Annotated in this window: 14 protein-coding genes and 1 pseudogene; 10 read left to right on the forward strand and 5 right to left on the reverse strand. The window is 60.0% G+C overall.

Annotation, left to right across the window (positions count from 1 at the left end):
- Positions 1-53: 53 nt before the first annotated feature.
- Complete coding sequence (locus HB680_RS03390; RefSeq protein WP_213937152.1) at positions 54-644, forward strand: HD domain-containing protein; 591 nt, start codon at positions 54-56, stop codon at positions 642-644.
- A 19-nt stretch (positions 645-663) separates the two neighbouring features.
- Positions 664-753: pseudogene (locus HB680_RS33065) on the forward strand (DUF4381 domain-containing protein); the annotation flags it as partial.
- A gap of 25 nt (positions 754-778) precedes the next feature.
- On the opposite strand, the gene HB680_RS03395 reads toward HB680_RS33065, so the two are convergent.
- The gene (locus HB680_RS03395; RefSeq protein WP_095051704.1) at positions 779-1,594 is read right to left on the reverse strand and encodes a UDP-2,3-diacylglucosamine diphosphatase; all 816 of its coding nucleotides are present in this window, start codon (positions 1,592-1,594) and stop codon (positions 779-781) included.
- A gap of 128 nt (positions 1,595-1,722) precedes the next feature.
- Here HB680_RS03395 and HB680_RS03400 point away from each other — a divergent pair, with 128 nt between their 5' ends.
- Positions 1,723-2,487 carry an AraC family transcriptional regulator gene (locus HB680_RS03400; protein ID WP_213937154.1) on the forward strand — a complete coding sequence of 255 codons (765 nt, stop codon included), beginning with the start codon at positions 1,723-1,725 and terminating at the stop codon, positions 2,485-2,487.
- 256 nt (positions 2,488-2,743) lie between these two features.
- Positions 2,744-3,634, forward strand: a complete 891-nt coding sequence (locus tag HB680_RS03405) for a DMT family transporter (RefSeq protein ID WP_213937156.1) — start codon at positions 2,744-2,746, stop codon at positions 3,632-3,634.
- Here HB680_RS03405 and HB680_RS03410 read toward each other — a convergent pair.
- The 4 genes from HB680_RS03410 to recQ all read right to left on the reverse strand — a co-directional run bounded on the left by HB680_RS03410 (position 3,628) and on the right by recQ (position 8,770).
- Positions 3,628-3,915 (reverse strand): SelT/SelW/SelH family protein, encoded by a 288-nt coding sequence (locus tag HB680_RS03410; RefSeq protein WP_054049193.1) that lies wholly within the window; start codon positions 3,913-3,915, stop codon positions 3,628-3,630. The genes HB680_RS03405 and HB680_RS03410 overlap by 7 nt on opposite strands.
- A 290-nt stretch (positions 3,916-4,205) precedes the next feature.
- Entirely contained in the window at positions 4,206-5,960 is a 1,755-nt protein-coding gene (locus HB680_RS03415) for a FimV/HubP family polar landmark protein (protein WP_213937157.1), read from the reverse strand.
- Positions 5,961-6,089: 129 nt separating this feature from the next.
- Positions 6,090-6,524, reverse strand: a complete 435-nt coding sequence (locus tag HB680_RS03420) for a MarR family transcriptional regulator (protein WP_213937159.1) — start codon at positions 6,522-6,524, stop codon at positions 6,090-6,092.
- A 119-nt stretch (positions 6,525-6,643) separates the two neighbouring features.
- Positions 6,644-8,770, reverse strand: a complete 2,127-nt coding sequence (gene recQ / locus HB680_RS03425) for a DNA helicase RecQ (RefSeq protein ID WP_123509076.1) — start codon at positions 8,768-8,770, stop codon at positions 6,644-6,646.
- A 397-nt stretch (positions 8,771-9,167) separates the two neighbouring features.
- Here recQ and HB680_RS03430 point away from each other — a divergent pair, with 397 nt between their 5' ends.
- From HB680_RS03430 to ptuB, 6 genes are all read left to right on the forward strand, one after another.
- Positions 9,168-9,755, forward strand: coding sequence for a YecA family protein (locus HB680_RS03430; protein WP_213937161.1), 588 nt, complete (start codon positions 9,168-9,170; stop codon positions 9,753-9,755).
- Positions 9,756-9,765: 10 nt separating this feature from the next.
- The gene (locus HB680_RS03435) at positions 9,766-10,161 is read left to right on the forward strand and encodes a YbaN family protein (RefSeq protein ID WP_213937163.1); all 396 of its coding nucleotides are present in this window, start codon (positions 9,766-9,768) and stop codon (positions 10,159-10,161) included.
- A gap of 234 nt (positions 10,162-10,395) precedes the next feature.
- Positions 10,396-11,100, forward strand: a complete 705-nt coding sequence (lapG, locus tag HB680_RS03440; RefSeq protein WP_213937164.1) for a cysteine protease LapG — start codon at positions 10,396-10,398, stop codon at positions 11,098-11,100.
- A gap of 22 nt (positions 11,101-11,122) precedes the next feature.
- Complete coding sequence (gene lapD / locus HB680_RS03445) at positions 11,123-13,030, forward strand: cyclic di-GMP receptor LapD (RefSeq protein WP_213937165.1); 1,908 nt, start codon at positions 11,123-11,125, stop codon at positions 13,028-13,030.
- A gap of 126 nt (positions 13,031-13,156) precedes the next feature.
- Entirely contained in the window at positions 13,157-14,560 is a 1,404-nt protein-coding gene (locus tag HB680_RS03450; protein WP_213937166.1) for an AAA family ATPase, read from the forward strand.
- Between the two features lie 17 nt (positions 14,561-14,577).
- Positions 14,578-15,228: a retron Ec78 anti-phage system effector HNH endonuclease PtuB gene (gene ptuB, locus HB680_RS03455; RefSeq protein WP_213937167.1), complete on the forward strand. Its 651-nt coding sequence runs from the start codon at positions 14,578-14,580 to the stop codon at positions 15,226-15,228.
- The last annotated feature ends 346 nt before the right edge of the window (positions 15,229-15,574 follow it).

Genomic DNA, 15,574 nt, shown 5'->3' on the forward strand with positions numbered 1-15,574 from the left:
TGGATCGAGGTTCTACACTCAATCCGTCACTTCGCAAAACAAGAAGATCGCCGATGAACGCCAATGCCCGCTTCACCCACATGCAGGACGGCACGCAGGAAGACTGGGCGATCATCGCCGCCGACTTCAGTGCCTACGCCCGACAATTGCCGACACGGATTGTGGCGCACCTGAAGTTGCTGGAGGGTGATTTTGGCGGCTTCCCGGTGGATCGCCTGACCCACTCCCTGCAAACCGCCACCCGCGCCTTTCGCGATGGTCGCGACGAGGAATACGTGGTCTGCGCCCTGCTCCACGACATCGGCGACACCCTCGGCTCCTACAACCACCCGGACATCGCCGCAGCGATCCTCAAGCCATTCGTCAACGCCGAGAATTTGTGGATCGTGGAGAAACACGGGATTTTCCAGGGCTACTACTTCTTCCATCACCTGGGCATGGACCGGCATCTGCGCGAGCAATTCAGCGGGCATCCGCAGTACCAGGCGACCATTGAATTTTGTGCCAAATACGATGCGGCGGCGTTTGATCCGGCGTATGAGACACTGCCATTGAGCTTCTTTGAGCCAATGATGGAACGGCTGTTTGCACAGCCGAAGAATTCGATCTACAAGGCGGCGATGGAAGAACACGCGCCGGCCTGAAGACGCACCACAACCCAATGTGGGAGCGGGCTTGCTCGCGAAAGCGGTTTCACATTCAACATCTACGTTGACTGATACACCGCTTTCGCGAGCAAGCCCGCTCCCACAGGGGATTTGTGGTGGCCATCAATTTGTTACGCCGGTTCGGCAACCTTCACCGCTTTCAACTCCGCCTCCCGCGCCTGGGCATCCGCCAGGCGATACAACTCGATCGAGCCATCCCAATGCTCGATCAACGCCGTGCATGACTCCACCCAGTCCCCGCAATTGAGGTAGTCCACCCCGCCCACCTTGCGAATCTCGGCATGGTGAATATGCCCGCACACCACGCCATGCAACTCGCGTTTGACGCATTCGTGGGCGATGGCTTCTTCGAAGTCGCTGATAAAGCTGACTGCGGTTTTCACTTTGTGCTTGAGGTACGCCGAGAGCGACCAATAACCGTAGCCGTAGCGAGCGCGCCAGTGATTGAGCCAGCGGTTGAGGGTCAGGGTGAATTCGTAGGCCGAGTCGCCGAGGAAGGCCAGCCAGCGGTGATAACGGGTGATCACGTCGAACTGGTCGCCGTGGATCACCAGCAGATGCCGGCCATCGGCGGTCACGTGCACTGCCTCGTCCACCAACTGAATGTTGCCCAGGATCAGCTTCGAATAACGACGCAGGAATTCGTCGTGGTTGCCGGTGACGTAAATCACTTCGGTGCCGCGCTTGCTCATGGTCAGCAGGCGGCGGATCACGTTGGTGTGGGCCTGGGGCCAATACATGCCGCTGCGCAGCTTCCAGCCATCGATGATGTCGCCCACCAGGTAGACTTTGTCAGCGTGGTAGCCCTTGAGAAACTGCGACAGGTGCTCGGCCTGGCAATCCCGGGTGCCCAAATGCACGTCGGAAATCCATAAGGTGCGGACACGTTGTTTACGGCTGGGTTTGGCGAGCTCGGCGCTGGTCATGGGCAACCCTCTGGGATGTTTTTACAAGCTTGCGCCGGTCGGGTTAATTGCCCATGACAGTGACGAGTCAATCCTGTGACAGCGTCCGGCCGGTGTAGACTGGCCGCATCTTGCCCCGGAGACCTGCGATGAGACCGATCCTCACGCTTCGCCAGTACAGCCCCGACCTGATCGTCCACAGCCACGACCACGCGCAACTGGTGTTCGGCTTGTCGGGCGCGCTGGATTTCGAGGTCGACGGCCACGGCAGCCAGGTGGTGCAGCAGAGTTTCGTGGTGGTGCCGTCCGGGGCGCACCACGCCTGCGGCAGCGCCAATGGCAGCCGTTGCCTGGTGCTGGATGTGCCCGGCGATCAATGGGTTTCGCAGTCGCTGGGGGAGCACGCCGACGCCAGCCGCCGCTTGCTCGACAACGCCGGGCGCCTGCCGCTGGATGCCGGGCAAAGCCAATTGGTCCGTTGGCTGGCGGGCAGTCCGGTGAGCGATCCGCTGATTGCCCAGCAAGGCGCGGTGCTGTTATTGGCCAGCCTCAACCACATCAAACCGGACGTCATCGGCGGACGACGCCTGCCCTATGCGGCGCTGAATGCGCACATCGATCAACACGCGGCTTATCCGCTGCAAGTGGCCGATCTGGCGCGCATCGCCGACCTCTCCAGCGCTCGCCTGCATGCGCGGTTCGTGGCCGAATGCGGGCAGACGCCGATGGACTACATTCGCAGTCGGCGGCTGCACATGGCCGTGGACTTGTTGCGGGATTCGGCGCTGCCGATTGGCGAGATCGCCAGCCGGGTCGGTTACAGCTCCCAAAGTGCGTTTGCGGCGGCGGTGTTGCGCGAGTTTGGCGCTTCGCCCGGACAATTGCGCCGCGAGGCTGGCGACAAAAGTCGATAGTTTGCCGACAGACCTGACCCGCCGTAACGCGATTAAATGTAGCAGCTGGCGAAGCCTGCGTTCGGCTTGTAGCAGCTGCCGAGGCATGAGGCTGCGTTCGGCTGCGAAGCAGTCGTGAAATCAGGCGCTGCGGTGTTTAGAAAGGCCGCATGCTCAGGTTTGACGACGGCTTCGCCGCCGAACGCTGCCTCGCGCTGCTCGGCAGCTGCTACAGGACGGCGATATCGTCGACCTACTACGTTTATAAAGGACTGCAATGACTCCCCGTACCGCCCTTGGCGCCCTGCATATCGGCGCATTGATGTTTGGCCTGACCGGAGTGTTCGGCAAACTAGCAGCCGCCTCCCCCGCCGTCATTGTTTTCGGCCGTGCCGCATTCGCCGTGCTGGCGCTGGCATTTTTTGCCCGGTTCGCCAGCAAGACCCGCTGGCAAAAACTCGAAGCCGTGGACTGGCGCCGCTTGCTGCTCAGCGGTTTGCTGCTGGCCGGGCACTGGGTGAGTTTTTTCATTGCGGTCAAAGTCGCGGGCGTGGCGATTGCGACGTTGGGGTTTGCCAGTTTCCCGGCCTTTACCGTGATCCTCGAAGGGCTGATCTTTCGCGAGAGAATCCGCGCCAATGAAATTCTGCTGGTGGTGCTGGTCAGCGTCGGTCTGGTGCTGGTTACGCCGGCCTTCGACCTCGGCACTGGCGCGACCATCGGCCTGCTCTGGGCGGTAGGCTCAGGGTTGCTGTTCGCCCTGCTGTCCCTGACCAACCGCGCCAGTTCCGCACGCATCCCGGCGGTGCAGGCCGCGCTGTGCCAGAACGTAGTGGTCGCGCTGTGCCTGCTGCCGGTCGCCGCGCCACAGTTGAGCGAAGTGCGCGCCCTCGACTGGTTGTGGATCGGCCTGCTCGGCGTGTTCTGCACCGGCGTCGCCCACAGCCTGTTTGTTGCCAGCCTGGCGGTGATCAAGGCGCGGACCGCAGCGGTGGTGTTTGCCCTGGAACCGGTCTACGGCATCACCATGGCCTGGCTGCTGTTCAATGAAAACCCGACCCTGCGCATGCTGCTCGGCGGTGCGTTGATCATCGTCGCCATCGTGGTCAGCAGTCGGTTATCCGGCAACAGCAAAAAAACCGTGGCCGCCGAAGCCGCCTCTCACTGAGTGCGGTCGTTGTGGCCGAGGTCGCGGTCCGGGTCGATCTGATCCCGGACCCGCTGCTTGAGCACCTTGGCTTCCGGGAAACCACCGTCAGCCTTGCGCTCCCAGATTTGCACCTCGTTACAAAAAATATGAAAGACCCCTCCCGTGCCCGGCACCAGGGACACTTTGCCCAAGTCATCGCCAAAGGTGCTGAGCAGTTCCTGGGCCAACCAGGCGGCGCGTAGCAGCCACTGGCATTGCGTGCAATAGGTGATGACGATTTCCGGTTTTTGCATGGTCATGATCGCTGAAACTCCTGAGCCAGAGGGGCGCCGCTATAATAGCCGCCTTTGTCGCTTGCCCCGAGATTCACGATGCGCCCTGGCCGAAGATCGGCGGCATTCTTAATGATGCGGATGAACAGGCGGTGTATTTGAATTTGGGGCAGACGTTTTAGTCCCGCCCACCCCTTCAAGTCTAAACATACAAGCGGGCTTGCTCGCGAAAGCAGTGTGTCAGTCAACGTAGATGTTGAATGGCAGGCCGCCTTCGCGAGCAAGCCCGCTCCCACATTAGGGATGGAGTGCCGGGGCTAGCGGATGCCGGCCAGCAGATTGCGCGCGGTCTGCTTGAGCGGCTCGTCGCCCTCTTTGAGCAAGTCGTTGAGCAACTCGATGGCGCTATCCAGATCGCCGTCATCGATGCAGGTCTGGGCTTGTTCCAGTTTGCCAGCGCCAGCCGACACGGGTTGGGGCAACGGTTCAAGTTCCAGCGACTGGCCGGGCTCGCTGAACGCGTCAAGAAAGTCGTCGTCCAGCGTTTGTGCTTCGGGTTCGGCGTCCCATTCCAGCTCGGGTTCGCCCAGTGCCGGTTCATCGGGCATTTCGTAGACATCGGGCATGACGTGCAGGTTGGACGTGAACGCCGGTTCGTCAGGTAGCGGCGGTTTGGTCGTCGGCGGTGGCGAGTCGTCGAAGGGGCTGACCAGATCCCAATTGGAGTCCATCGACAGGTCATCCAGATTCAACTGGAACTCATCGGCGGGTGGCGCTTCGGGGGCCTCCGCCGCGACGGTCGCAGTGACCGGCGCAATGACTGCGACCGGAGCGGCATTCGTCAGTTTGGGGAATCGTGCGCGAAGGTCCGCCAACTGCTGCGAGTCAATCCCGGCGTCACGCAGGCTGCTTTCCTGCGCATCGTACGCCGCCACGTCGCCCTGTTTGCCCAAGATCTCCAATAATTGCAACGCCAGGTCGGTACGCTGCGGTTCCTTGACCAACGCCTCACGCAACAGGCCGGCCGCTTCGGAGAATCGACCGTAAGCCAGGTAAATACCCACCCCTTCGAGTACATCGTCGGCGGGGGCTTCTTCGCGATGATCGGGGGCCGCTGCGACGCTGATCGGCTGTGGCGAAACTTCACGCACGGGCTCATCGCGCGCAATCGACAACGGTTCGGTCAACGCCTGCTGCCGTTGACGGCGCACAAACAGGCCCAGAACCACCAACAGCACGAGCGCCAGCAATCCGGCAATCAATAGCCAGTCACTGGTTTCCGGTTCTTCAACCACAACAGGCGCGGCGGCGACGGCGACCGGCGGGACGGCAGGCGTCTGCGCGACCTCGGACAATCGGGTCTGCAAGTCGCTGACCTGCTTTCTCTCGTCAGCGATCTGTTCATCCTGAGTCTTGAGCCGGGCATTCAGCTCATCGATGGTTTTTTGCAGCTGCTGGTTTTGCAGGACGCTGGCGGCCAGTTGCTCGGCCACCTCATCGTTTGCAGGCGCAGCCGCCGGGGGAGCAGCGCCGGCGGCAGGTGCAGGCGCCTTGCTCTTGGGGGCCGGTGGCGGCGCTTTGGCCGGTTCCACGCTCGGGAACCCGGAGGTCGGGGCTTTGGCCGCCGGTTCGTCAGTGGCCGGAACAATCCCGGGTGAACCGGGCGGATCGATCAACACCGTGTACTCGCGCAGCAAGCGCCCGTTGGGCTGATTGAGCTGCACCAGGAAATTCAGGAACGGTTCATTGACCGGTTTGCTGGAGGTCACCCGGATCAACGTGCGGTTGCCGCGCAGGATCGGTGAGAATTTCAGGCTATTGAGGAAGAACACACGCTCGACGCCCGCGCGGCTGAACTCGTCGGCCGTGGCCAGGCTGACCGACAGATCGTTTTCCGCCAGACCCGCGGCGTCCACCAGCGCGATATCAGCGCTGAACGGCTGGTTCAACGCCGAATGCACGGTGATGTCACCCAACCCCAGAGCCGGTGCCAATGCCGAGTAAGTGACCGCAACGCCGGCCAGAAGCAGCCGAGTGCAATACCGCAAAACCACGTGCCAACTCTCGAGCATGAGCATCCCTTAGATTAAGCAGAACCAACCTGTACGTGTTCGCACATCCGGTACGAACACGATATTGCCTAGTAGTTCTTTATAGTCTGCCCAACGGGGTATCTCAAAAACACGGCGTAAGGTTTTGCCTCAAGACTTTTCGAGGTTGTCCAGGATGTGACCGTGAACACGCATGCAGACCTTCAAATCGGCCTCATCGACGCCATCGAACAGCTCATGGCGCAGCTGAGTGGCAATGGTTTCAATCTGTTCGATCAATGGCAGGGCCGGGGCACAGAGCACGATTTTTTTCGCCCGGCGGTCTTCCAGCACCGATTGGCGCTGCACCAGGCCTTGGGTTTCCAGGCTGTCGAGCAGTCGGGCCAGGGTCGGCCCTTCGACGCCGACGCTTTGCGCCAGTTCGCGCTGGGTCGGGGCGTCATCGAAACGCGCCAGGTGCAGCAGCACCAGCCAGCGCGCCTGAGAAAGTCCCAGGCCGGCCAGACGGCGATCCAGTTCGGCGCGCCAGCCACGAGACATCTGGGCCAATTGCATGCCAAAGCGGTGTTGATCGGTTAACGGCATAAAAAACTCATGATTAGGCTGAAATAGAGAAAAACTAATTATTAGTCAGCTAAGCATGACCTTTCGCTATAGGCAAGGCTTGCCCTGTACTGAATCGTTACATCTATGCGATCGGTCACTTAAATCTCGAATTCAGATTGCAGCGCCGCCCGCACACAATACAAAACCCCTTCCGGCACACGACCGGCAAACAGCGCGGCAATCTCCGCCACCGCTGGCAACTCGCCTTCGCCGTCGAGGAATGCGTCCTGGATTTCGCCCATCAGCTCTTCTGGCAGGTCCAGCGCCTGTTCCAGTGACAATTGTTGCTTGCCGATCGCCTCGGCGAGCATGGTGTAGACGTTCTTTTCCGAGCATTGCAACTGACCGGCGATTTGCAATGGCGTCATGCCGGCGCGGGCCAGGGTGATCAGCTCGTGGCGTACGTCGGCCACCACTTTCGGCGCCTCGACCTGGCCGCCGAGCACCTCGAGGAACGCCTCGCCGTATCGCTCCAGCTTGCGTGCGCCGACACCGCTGACCGTGGCCATTTCCGCCAAAGAGGTGGGCTGGCTGCGGAGCATTTCCAGCAAGGTCGAGTCCGGGAAGATGACATACGGTGGCACGCCGTGTTCTTCGGCGAGCTTGCGACGCAGGGCTCGCAGGGCTTCCCACTGTTCGCGCTCTTCGCCACGGACCAGTTGGCTCGCCTGGCTCTTACTGCTCTTGGCGGTGGTTTGCGGCTTGAGATCGCGGCGCAGTTCCAGGGTCACTTCGCCCTTGAGCAGTGGCCGGCAGGTGTCGCTCAAACGCAGGCCGCCGTAGCCTTCGAGGTCGATGTCCGCCAAACCACGGGCCACCAATTGGCGGAACAGTGAGCGCCATTCGCTCTCGCCCATGGCTTTGCCGACACCGTAGACCGACAGATGCTGATGGCCGAAGCTGCGGACTTTTTCGTTGTCCTTGCCTAGCAGCACGTCTACCAGATGACCGACGCCGTAGCGCTGGCCGGTGCGGTAGATCGCCGACAGGGCCTGACGGGCCGGCTCGGTGGCGTCCCAGGTCTGCACGCCGTCGACGCAGTTATCGCAGTGGCCACAAGGCTCGGGCATGTCTTCGTCGAAGTAGGCCAATAGCGTCTGGCGCCGGCAGCGGGTTTCTTCGCAAAGCGAGAGCATCGCGTCGAGCTTGTGCTGCTCCAGACGCTTGTGGCGCTCATCGCCTTCGGAGTTCTGCAGCATCTGCTTGAGCATCACCACGTCTTGCAGGCCGTAGGCCATCCAGGCGTCCGCCGGCAGACCATCACGGCCGCCGCGACCGGTTTCCTGGTAATACGCTTCAAGGGATTTCGGCAAATCCAGGTGAGCGACAAAGCGCACGTTGGGCTTGTCGATGCCCATGCCGAAGGCCACGGTGGCGACCATGATCAGGCCTTCCTCGTTTAGGAAGCGCTTCTGGTGATGGGCGCGGGTTTCGTTGGGCAGGCCGGCGTGGTACGGCAGCGCCGGGAAACCTTGTTCGCTGAGGAACACCGCCACTTCGTCGACTTTCTTGCGCGACAGGCAATAAACGATACCCGCATCACTGCGCCGCTCGGCGAGGAACGCCAGCAATTGCTTGCGCGGCTGCTCCTTGGGGACGATGCGATAGAAAATGTTCGGACGGTCGAAACTCGACAGGAAACGCTCGGCATCCTGCAAATGCAGGCGATCGACGATTTCTTCCCGGGTGCGCTTGTCGGCGGTGGCGGTCAGGGCAATGCGCGGGACGTTGGGAAACAGTTCCGCCAACTGGCCCAGTTGCAGGTATTCGCGACGGAAATCGTGGCCCCATTGCGATACGCAGTGCGCTTCGTCGATGGCGAACAGGGCGATTTCGAGGCTTTGCAGGAAGGCCAGCATGCGCGGCTGGACCAGGCGTTCGGGCGCGAGGTAGAGCATTTTCACTTCGCCGCGCTTGATCCGTGCAGCCAGGTCGCGTTGCTGTTCGGCGCTCAGGGTCGAGTTCAAGGCGGCGGCGGCCACGCCCAGCTCTTCGAGGGTCGCGACCTGGTCGTCCATCAACGCGATCAGCGGCGACACCACCACCGCCAGGCCTTCGCGCAGCAGCGCCGGGACCTGGAAGCACAAGGACTTGCCGCCACCGGTAGGCATCAATACCAAAGCGTCGCCGCCATTGGCCACGCGCTCAATGATTGCACCCTGGCGACCACGGAAACTGTCGTAGCCGAAGATGTCCTTGAGGACGCGTTGAGCCTGTTCGAGCATAAAAACTCCAAAAATCACCGAAACATCCCTGCAAGGCTGGTTCAGAACCACGCAGACTGCACTGACAAATCGTAAGTGCCCGTTGCATGACGCTTCACATCTCAGCCGCGACGCCAGCAGGGCATCACAAAACGCGGGAGTATACCCGAGCCCTCCCCTGCAAAGGGTGCCGCTGAGAAGACACATAAGGACAAACACTGATCCCCCGTAGGAGCTGCCGAAGGCTGCGATCTTTTGATTTTGCTTTTTAAAGACAAGATTAAAAGATCGCAGCCTTCGGCAGCTCCTACAGGGACAGACAGTGCGCATCGAGGGCAAATATCCCGCGCGGCTGGCCTGAGGGCTCAAGAAGGCCTAGAATTCCCGCATCTGTTTAAATTCCCAAGGTAGCCCTTTAATGTCCTTCGCTGAGCAACTAACCCGCCTGCAAGTCTTCCTCGACGCCGATGAACTGCATGACGAGGCGCTGGACTACGTGGCCGCCCACGGCTACCTGACTGCGCTGTCGATCTGTTCCGAAAACGTTCCCGACCGTGAATGGATCGACGCCCTCTTCGCCGAAGAGCCGCATTACGCCAACGACACCGAGCGTGAAGCGATCGAATCCACCCTGCTGGCCCTCAAGGCTCACATCGCGCGCCAACTGGCGTCCGACGAAGAGTTTGAGCTGCCATGCGACCTGGACCTGGGCGAAGAACCGGACGATTCCGACCTGCGCGGCTGGTGCATCGGCTTCATGGAAGGCGTGTTCCTGCGCGAAGCGGCCTGGTTTGAAACCGCCGAAGACGAAGTCAGCGAAATGCTGCTGCCGATCATGGTCGGTTCGGGCCTGTTCGACGAACAGCCGGAATTCGAAGACATCGCCAAAGACGCGAACCTGATGGACGACATGATCGTGCAGATCCCGGAAGCCCTGACCGCGCTGTACCTGCTGTGCCAGGCACCCGACGAAAAACCGGCAATCCTCAAGCCACGTCACCACTAAGGTCTTGCCTATGGACAAACCCATAGGCAACCGCTCCCTGATGTTGCGCTACGTGCTGCTGGCCATTGGCTGGCTGAGCGTAGCGTTGGGGGTGATCGGGATTTTCCTGCCGGTGCTGCCCACTACGCCGTTCCTGCTGCTGGCGGCCGCCTGTTTCGCCCGCAGTTCGCCGCGCTTCTATCAGTGGCTGGTCGAGCATCCACGGCTTGGGCCATGGATTCGCGACTACCTGGACGGCAACGGTATTCCGCTCAAGGGTAAGGTCTACGCGATCGGCCTGATGTGGGTGAGCATTCTGTTCTCCTGCTATTTGGTGCCACTGCCTTGGGCGCGGGGGTTTATGTTGACCAGCGCGGTATTGGTCACCGTTTACATCCTCAAACAAAAAACCCTGCACAAATCCTGAAAACACTCTATGTAGCAGCTGGCGAAGCCTGCGTTCGGCGGCGAAGCCGTCGTAAATCCTACATGCGAGGTTTTACTGACACACCGCGTTGCCTGGTTTTGCGACGGCTTCGCCGCCGAACGCTGCCTCGCGGTGCTCAGCAACTGCTACCCGTCCGCGTACCAACCCGACGATCTACCCCGCCTTTCAAAAACACCGCCTAAACTCCAGTCATCTGCACCCGAGCAGCCAGACATGTCCAGCAGTCGGCGTCGTCCAGGATGGCCAACGCTCCGACTTCGGTTCGGCGGCCGGCTGCTGGCGGTGTTTTTGCTGGCCGGGCTGGGCAGTGTGGGCGCCGACTGGGATTTCGCGCAGATCCTGCAAACCGCCGAAAAACGCTACGGCGCCCTCGGTTCGGCCAAGGGGCGGATCGAGGCCTGGAATCAGATGCTGCGCAGCGAACGCAACCAGCCAGAAGGCGAACAACTGAACGCGGTCAATCGCTTCTTCAATCAGCAATTGAGTTTTCAGGACGACACCCGCATTTGGCAGCAGATCGATTACTGGGCGACGCCTGAGGAGTCCTTGATCAAGGGCGCCGGCGACTGCGAGGACTACGCCCTGGCGAAATATTTCAGCCTGCGCCAGCTTGGGGTTCCCAGCGAAAAAATGCGCATCACCTACGTCAAAGCCCTGACCCAGAACCAGGCGCACATGGTGCTGACGTTCTACAGCAGCCCCACGGCCGATCCGCTGGTGCTGGACAACCTGATCGGCGACATCCGCCCCGCCTCACAACGCAAGGACCTGCTTCCGGTGTACGCCTTCAACGCCGAAGGCCTGTATTTGCCCGGTGCAAATGGCGGAAAGCGCAGCAGCGACTCGAAAAAACTTTCACGCTGGCAAGACGTGATGAAAAAGATGCAGGCCGAAGGGTTCGCCGTGGGCGACGGCTAGCCGCCACAGCAAGGAGCGTTTTATGTCACTGCGCAAACAATTGTTTCTCGCCATCTGCCTGTTTCTGCTGGTGGCATTCAGCGGCAGTTTTTTTGTCAGCCTGGAAAGCTCCCGCGAGCAAATGCTCGGCCAGTTGCGCTCCCACGCCCAGGACGCCGCCACGGCGCTGGGGCTGTCGCTGACGACGCAGATCGACGACACGGCGATGATCGAATTGATGGTCAGCTCGATTTTCGACAGTGGCTATTTCAGCAGCATCCGCATCGTCAACATCGCCGATGAACAGGTGCTGGTGGAACGCGATGCGCCGGCGCGAATCGAAGGCGTGCCCGACTGGTTCGTGCGCCTGGTGAACCTGCATCCGCAAGGCGGCGACGCGTTGATCATGCGCGGCTGGGAGCAAGTGGCGCGGGTCGAAGTGTTGAGCAATCCGCAATTCGCCTTGGCCAAACTCTGGGACAGCACACTTGGCAGCCTGGTCTGGTTGCTGCTGTGCGGGTTGCTCAGCGCGATGTTCGGCGGCTGGCTGTTGCGTCGGCAATTGCGCCCGTTGGACAAAATGGTCAAACAGGCCGAGGCCATCAGCAAACGCGAGTTTCTCAGCCTGCCGAAACTGCCGCGCACGCCGGAATTGAAACGGGTGGTGCTGGCCATGAATCAGATGGTCGAGAAGCTCAAGGCCCTGTTCGCCGAAGAGGCGGCGCGCAGTGAAAAGCTGCGGGCCGATTCCTATCAAGACAGCCTCACCGGGTTGGCGAATCGGCGCTTGCTGGATGAGCAACTGGCCGACCATTTGCTGATGTTGCGGATCAACGACCTGGCGGGCCTCAATCAGCGCCTGGGTGGCCAGCGCACCGATGCCTTGATCGGTACCGTCGGCGAGCTGCTCATGCGCCTGACCCAACTCCCGGAGCGGCGTACCTGGCTGGCGGCGCGCAATCGCGGCGGCGAGTTCAGCCTGCTGACCCCTGGCCTCGACGACAACGACGCCGCGCGCCTGTGCGCCGAAATCAGCGCCACCCTGGAAAACCTGCGCCTGACCGGTGACAGCGACAGCATGCCGGTGGCGCACCTGGGCAGCGTCGCCTACCAACCGGGCGAACCGGCCAGCGACGTGCTGCTGCGCCTCGATCAGGCCTTGACCCAGGCCCAGCAGCATCCCGAGCGGCCGTGGGTTCACCTCGATCACGCCAACACCGCGCCGAACCAGTCCCAGCACGACTGGCGAACCTGGATCGACGATGCCCTGACCCACGGCAAATTGCAGCTGTACTTCCAACCGGTAGTGCAATGCGCCGACACCAGCCAGGTGCTGCATCACAAAGTGCTCGCACGCCTGCTCGACCCGAATGGCGAAGCGATTGCCGCCGGGCACTTTCTGCCGTGGATCGAACGTTTGGGCTGGTCGGCCCGGTTCGACCTGGCCATGCTCGACGCCACGCTCGACTACCTCGCCGTCAATCGTTGGCCGCTGGCGTTGAGCCTGTCAGGCACCACGTTGCGTGATCCGCAGTCGCTGCGATTGATCCTGCAAACACTCGACTCCCTGCCGGAACTGGCGCCGCTGCTGGTGCTGGAAATCGACGAACGCCAACTGCCGCCCCCCGACGAATTGCAGCGCCTGAGCCAAAGTTTGCTCGGCACCGGCTATCGCATCGGGTTGCAGCATTTCGGGGGGAGTTTCAGTCAGATTGGCAACTTGACGCAGCTGGGGCTGGCGTACTTGAAGATTGACGGGAGCTACATTCGCGGGATTGATGAGCAGCGTGACAAGCGGCTGTTCATCGAAGCGATTTTCCGCGCCACCAACAGCATCGATTTGCCATTGATTGCGGAACGGGTCGAAACGCCGGGGGAGCTGGAGGCGATCAAGTCGCTGGGGTTGTTCGGGGTCATGGGGCGGTTGATCGGGCCGCCGGAGCCGATGTAGTTTTGCAAGGCCGTATGTCCGTGGTGTTCACGTGTTTTTATTCACAGTAGAATTCGCGCCATTATCTGTTCCCCGGGCACATCACCTCTGCCGCAGCCTGGCATCGGTCCACATGGAGGAAAGTCTGTGAATCTGATCAGGCTGGAGCTGGAAAACTATCGCTGCTTCCCAAAGCTCACTCTCGAGTTTGATAAACAACTGACAGTGTTGGTAGCGCGAAATGGTCAGGGCAAGACCAGCCTGTTGGATGCGATCAAGGTTGTGTTGTGGCCATATGTTCGTGGGTTTGATTTGGGTGGCACTACCAACGACGTCACGGGCATACAGCCTGATGACGTTTTTCTGCGACCGATTATGGCGCATCAGATGGAGCCATCTCTTCCCGCTAGTTTGACCGCCTATGCAGCCATTCAAGATAAGGGATTTCGTTGGTCACGCCGCAGGGACAGTATCCGCAAGGGCACACAAACCCGCGGTGACGAGGGAACAAGCGAATTGGGAAACTCGGCTCTTGCTCTGGAATCCCAGATATTCAACAGCGCCTTTCATGACCAATTGCCACCTGATCTTGCTGTATTGGCTTATTACGGCACCGGCCGACTCTGGAGCCAAAAAAAAATATCACTTGCCCATGAAAAAGCAGAGAACGCAGAGTTCTCCAGAACTTATGGCTATCGGGATTGCCTCGACCCGGCATCGAGCTACAAGCATTTTGCCAAGTGGTACACGCGCATTTTTCGCAGTTATCGTGAAGAACAGATTCGAAATATTGAACAAGGCAAACTAAGCATTGATGTGAAGGATGAGTTCATACACCCAGTGCTTGCTGTTCAAAATGCAGTGAATGCAGCACTCACTGCTCAAACAGGATGGCGAGATCTAGCCTACAGCAGTGAGTTCGCCGACCTGGTGTTGGAACACCCCGTTCACGGCATATTGAAAGTCAGCCAACTCAGCGACGGAATTCGCAACATCGTCGCCCTGACGGCTGACATCGCCTATCGCTGCGTAAAACTCAATCCACATTTGGGAATACTTGCCTGCCACGACAGCACTGGCGTCGTGTTGATCGACGAAGTGGACATGCATCTTCATCCCGCATGGCAACAGACCGTCATACCTGACCTGCTCAGTGCGTTTCCGCGACTCCAGTTCATCGTCACGACCCACAGCCCTCAAGTCATCACATCGGTGCCTGCGCACTGCCTACGCGTTCTGCAAACGGTGTCTGACAAAAATGGCCACGGCCAGCGTGTAACCGTCAGCAATGTAGAACAGCAGACTCAGGGTGTCGCCAGCTCTCAGGTACTGGCTCACGTCATGCAGATTGACCCGACGCCCGACAATGAGCCTGCAAACAAACTGAGTGCCTACCTGGCGCTGATTCAGCAGGATTTGCATGAGTCAAAGGATGGGCTAGTGCTGCGCAAATACCTTGATGCACATTTCGGGGCCAAACACCCTGGAATGCTGGATTGCGAAAGGCTGATCAGGTTGCAAATGTTCAAACGTAAACAGGCCAGACAGTAAGCGAAGGAAATTGGTACATGCGTAAGCTTGTTCGGGGTGAAGGACCACGCTGCCTTGGCCAATACAGACATGGGCTGCACCAGTGGTCCATGGAATCACCCACACGCGAAGAACGCGCGCAGATCTGGGCACACCTCGGCGGTATGCAAGATACGCGCTGTGCCTATTGCGAGGCGGATATCAGCAATCGTGATGCCGCTCATCTTGAGCATTTCCGCCAGCGGAATCGATACCAACCAGGCACTTTCGAGTGGAGTAACCTGTTCGGCTCCTGTAAGCGGGAAGATTCTTGCGGAGACTTTAAAGACCGGTGCGCTCGTTATGACCCTGCCGTACTGATTAAACCCGACGAAGAGGAACCGGACGATTTCTTCGTTTTCGTCAGCGACGGCACCATTGCCGTGCGTGCAGATATCGATGACGCCGCTCGCCATAGAGCGACGCAAACCCTGCGCATCTTCAATTTGAATGCTGAAAACGGTGCGCTTCGTCAAATCAGGCGAGAAGCCGTACGCCCTCATATGGACACTGCCCAGGCCCTCATGGAGATGTTTTTGGACGATCCGGAAATCGAAGGTTTGCAAGCCTTCCTTGACGAGGAGATTCAGAAAACTGCGCATCTACCTTTTGCTACGGCGATCCGTCATTCGTTGTCTGCTCGGCCCTGAAAAAGTGAAAGCCCGCACCGCAACACACTGCTTGGTATCGCGCAGATCATCAGGCTGGACGAACTGGCAGTGAATCGGACACTGGATAACCTCGACCCACAAGACCTGCGGTTTGTCAGGTACACCGCGTTATCGTTCTTCGCGAGCAGGCTCGCTCCCACAGGGGAGTCGTTGCGTGCCCAGTATTCACGCACGGCACAGATCCAGTGCGGGAGCGGACTTGCTCGCGAAAGCGGTGTGCCAGCCGAGATTGATGTTGAATGTGCCGGCCCCTTCGCGAGCAAGCTCGCTCCCACAGGGGAATGGTGGTGTGCTCGGAGGTCGCGTATGGCACAGATCCAGTGTG

The sequence above is a fragment of the Pseudomonas sp. dw_612 genome (genome assembly GCF_018449725.1).
GTDB lineage: Bacteria > Pseudomonadota > Gammaproteobacteria > Pseudomonadales > Pseudomonadaceae > Aquipseudomonas.

Excerpts from the sequence above, each read along its gene's own strand:
- lapD (WP_213937165.1), top strand. The coding sequence starts at position 11,123 with ATGTCACTGCGCAAACAATTGTTTCTCGCCATCTGCCTGTTTCTGCTG.
- ptuB (WP_213937167.1), top strand. The coding sequence starts at position 14,578 with ATGCGTAAGCTTGTTCGGGGTGAAGGACCACGCTGCCTTGGCCAATAC.
- HB680_RS03415 (WP_213937157.1), bottom strand. The coding sequence starts at position 5,960 with ATGCTCGAGAGTTGGCACGTGGTTTTGCGGTATTGCACTCGGCTGCTT.
- lapG (WP_213937164.1), top strand. The coding sequence starts at position 10,396 with ATGTCCAGCAGTCGGCGTCGTCCAGGATGGCCAACGCTCCGACTTCGG.
- HB680_RS03435 (WP_213937163.1), top strand. The coding sequence starts at position 9,766 with ATGGACAAACCCATAGGCAACCGCTCCCTGATGTTGCGCTACGTGCTG.
- HB680_RS03420 (WP_213937159.1), bottom strand. The coding sequence starts at position 6,524 with ATGCCGTTAACCGATCAACACCGCTTTGGCATGCAATTGGCCCAGATG.
- HB680_RS03405 (WP_213937156.1), top strand. The coding sequence starts at position 2,744 with ATGACTCCCCGTACCGCCCTTGGCGCCCTGCATATCGGCGCATTGATG.
- recQ (WP_123509076.1), bottom strand. The coding sequence starts at position 8,770 with ATGCTCGAACAGGCTCAACGCGTCCTCAAGGACATCTTCGGCTACGAC.
- HB680_RS03395 (WP_095051704.1), bottom strand. The coding sequence starts at position 1,594 with ATGACCAGCGCCGAGCTCGCCAAACCCAGCCGTAAACAACGTGTCCGC.
- HB680_RS03400 (WP_213937154.1), top strand. The coding sequence starts at position 1,723 with ATGAGACCGATCCTCACGCTTCGCCAGTACAGCCCCGACCTGATCGTC.
- HB680_RS03430 (WP_213937161.1), top strand. The coding sequence starts at position 9,168 with ATGTCCTTCGCTGAGCAACTAACCCGCCTGCAAGTCTTCCTCGACGCC.
- HB680_RS03390 (WP_213937152.1), top strand. The coding sequence starts at position 54 with ATGAACGCCAATGCCCGCTTCACCCACATGCAGGACGGCACGCAGGAA.
- HB680_RS03410 (WP_054049193.1), bottom strand. The coding sequence starts at position 3,915 with ATGACCATGCAAAAACCGGAAATCGTCATCACCTATTGCACGCAATGC.